The organism is Flavobacterium cauense R2A-7, from assembly GCF_000498475.1.
Classification (GTDB): domain Bacteria; phylum Bacteroidota; class Bacteroidia; order Flavobacteriales; family Flavobacteriaceae; genus Flavobacterium; species Flavobacterium cauense.
Genome location: NZ_AVBI01000011.1, coordinates 1 through 2,786, shown reverse-complemented (window position 1 = coordinate 2,786; position 2,786 = coordinate 1). Strand labels below are relative to the sequence as shown.

Sequence of the window (2,786 nt, the reverse complement as noted above, 5' to 3'; positions counted from 1 at the left end):
CCGTTCCAGCCTTCTCCTACAGGAGTGATTTGTTTGATAAACTTACCGTAACGGTCAAAGATCATAATCTCGGCATTAGGCTGATCCTGTAAATCCCAGATGTTCCAAGTATCGTTATATCCGTCTCCATTCGGAGTGAAGAAATGCGGATAACCTATTACGAATATCGTTTGGGTAAGATCCGTACAACCATTTAGATCAATCACATGAACCTCATGCTGTCCAGGTAAGATACCAACAAACTCATTGGAACTCTGGTACGCCCCACCATCTAATTGGTATTGGTAATTACCCGATCCTCCGGTTACTACAGCCGTAATGGTAGGATTAGTACTGAAGGCTTCATTTACATATAAGTTCAGAGATTGTGCCGCATAGGATTCCGTTACCGTAGCCTGCACCGGATTAGACACACAACCTGTAAGGGTATTGGTTACAATCACGGAGTAAACCCCAGATGCATCAGCCGTATAAGTACTGCTTGTTGCTCCTACAATCTCTACCGTATCATGGTACCATACAAAATCATAATCCGTATTGTTCAATCCAGTATCCAATAAATGTGTAGACAACACCGATCCTGTTATCTGATCCATACAGATGTAACCATCCTGAAGTTGCGGATCCGGTAACGGATTCACTGTAAAGGTAATCGTAATTGGATTACCGCTACATCCGTTAGCCGTTGGAATTATCGTATAAGTTGCCGTTCCAACCGCATTGCCTGTAGTTTGTAAAACCTGACTCACCAATACCGGATTCGTGTTGCCACTTCCGTCTGAAGCTCCAGAAACACCATTTTGAACTACCGTCCAAGTAAAAGTAGTACCCGGAATATTAGGCGTCAATGAAAATTCTGCCGCTTCCTCACTACAAATTACTGTACTTGAAGGACTACCAAACACTTCCGGAGTAGGATTAACCGTTACCGTTACTGTGATAGGCGCTCCTGAACAACCATTTGCATGTGGTGTAATGATATAATCTACTGTTCCAGGAACCAATCCAACTGTTGACAAGGTCTGCGCAATAACATTACCACTTCCTGCTGCCGCACCGTATACTCCGGTTTGAATAACATTCCAGGTAAAGGTAGTACCCGGTAAACTGCCAGTCAGAACAATATTGGTTGCTGTTCCTGAACAAACGGTCTGAGTTAAAGGACTCGCCGTTACAACCGGAATCGGATTAACAGTAATGATTACCGTAACCGGAGTTCCTGGACATCCGTTAGTAACAGGAGTAATTGTATATACTGCCTGACCCGCGGTATTTCCGGTAGCCGTTAACACTTGAGAAATCGATGCGCCTGTTCCGTTGCTCGCTCCAGTAGCTGCAGTTTGCACCACATTCCAATTATAAATCGTACCCGGTAAAGTACTCGCGAAGGTAATAGTCGCAGTGTCTCCCGAGCAGATATTCGTAGCTGCTGCTGTGGCTGTCATTGTCGCTCTTGGAGTTACCGTCACAACAACTGCAAGTGGAGTACCTGCACATCCGTTAAGCATAGGCGTTACGGTATAAGTAACTGTTCCTAATGTATTTCCGGTTGCGGTTAGTACTTGTGATATCACACTTCCACTACCATTAACAGCTCCTGTTGCACCAACCTGAGTTACCGTCCAAGAATAAGTGGTTCCTGTAATATTACTACTCAGGGTGATTCCTGTTGACTGTCCAGAACAAATCGTTTCCGATGCCGGAGTTGCCGTAACTGAAGGAGATGGGTTTACCGTTATTGTAACTGTTATTGGTGCTCCCGTACACCCACTAGCTGTTGGCGTTATAGTATATACTGCCGTTCCCGAAGTAATTCCTGTAGTTGCAAGTAACTGCGAAATGGTATTTCCGCTACCGTTTGAAGCACCGCTTACCCCTGTCTGAACAACCGTCCAAGTGTAAGTGGTTCCGATTACCCCGCTTGATAAAGCAATATTTGTTGTTGTATTTGAACAGATTGTCTGTGAAGCCGGTGTAGCAATCGCATTCGGAATCGGGTTAACTGTAACAGTAACTGTTATAGCTGCTCCCGTACATCCGTTAGCCGTTGGTGTTATCGTATAAACTGCTGTACCTGAAACGGATCCGGTTGCTGTTAACGTCTGAACAATTGTATTACCACTGCCGTTTGAAGCACCGCTTACCCCTGTCTGAACAACTGTCCATGCATAAGTAGTCCCGCTTACCCCACTTGACAGAGCAATATTGGTAGCTGTAGCCGAACAAATTGTCTGTGAAGCCGGTGTTGCAATCACATTTGGCGTCGGATTAACAGTGATAGTAACTGTTATAGGCGTACCTGCACATCCATTAGCCGTTGGTGTTATCGTATAAACTGCTGTACCTGATACAAATCCGGTTGCTGTTAACGTTTGAGCAATTGTGTTTCCACTACCGTTTGAAGCACCGCTTACCCCTGTCTGAACAACCGTCCAAGCATAAGTAGTTCCGCTTACCCCACTTGATAAAGCAATATTTGTTGTTGTATTTGAACAGATTGTCTGTGAAGCCGGTGTAGCAATCGCATTCGGAATCGGATAAATCGTTACACTGGTAGTTACAGGAACTGCTGCACAACCGCCCGAAGCCGGGATAGTATATGTTACCGTATAGGTACCTGCCGTACTCGTGCTTGGTGTGATGGCTCCCGTAGCAGCATTAATCGTTAAGCCTGCTGTAGAACTGTAGGTTCCTCCTGTATAGGCTCCCGTTCCTGTTAAAGTAACCGCCTGAGCTGTGGCAACTGTTGTACAGAATGGTGTACCCGCATAGCTGATTGTCGCTGT

1 protein-coding gene is annotated in these 2,786 nt (G+C 45.3%); it reads right to left on the bottom strand.

The window, feature by feature from the left end:
* The coding region (locus FCR2A7T_RS03815) for a PKD-like domain-containing protein (RefSeq protein ID WP_035117254.1) at positions 1-2,786 on the bottom strand (2,786 nt) is incomplete at both ends.